The sequence below is a fragment of the Thalassotalea algicola genome, assembly GCF_012932965.1.
Lineage (GTDB): Bacteria > Pseudomonadota > Gammaproteobacteria > Enterobacterales > Alteromonadaceae > Thalassotalea_F > Thalassotalea_F algicola.
Map to the genome: position 1 here is coordinate 1 of NZ_JABBXH010000016.1, position 359 is coordinate 359.

The 359-nt window shown below is 42.1% G+C and carries 2 tRNA genes; both read right to left on the minus strand.

Going from position 1 to position 359, the window contains the following annotated elements:
* Positions 1-139 precede the first annotated feature (139 nt).
* A tRNA-Phe gene (locus HII17_RS18905) sits at positions 140-215 on the minus strand.
* A gap of 54 nt (positions 216-269) precedes the next feature.
* Positions 270-345: transfer RNA gene (locus HII17_RS18910), tRNA-Thr, on the minus strand.
* Positions 346-359 lie beyond the last annotated feature (14 nt).

Below are 359 nucleotides of genomic sequence, written 5' to 3' on the forward strand. Positions count from 1 at the left end.
CTGATTACAAGTCAGTTGCTCTACCAACTGAGCTAAGTCGGCACACAAAACTGTGTGCGATAAATATATTCTTAGGAATTATTTATCTTGGCACCGAAATAATGTTTAGTTGAATAACAAAAACACTAGTTCAAAATAATGGTGCCCAGAGGCGGAATCGAACCACCGACACGGGGATTTTCAATCCCCTGCTCTACCGACTGAGCTATCTGGGCATGCCTAAACAAACGTTTTAGACATAAACTAAAGACTACTTTAGTTTAAATAAATGGTGCCGACTGCCGGAGTCGAACTGGCGACCTACTGATTACAAGTCAGTTGCTCTACCAACTGAGCTAAGTCGGCACACAAAACTGTGT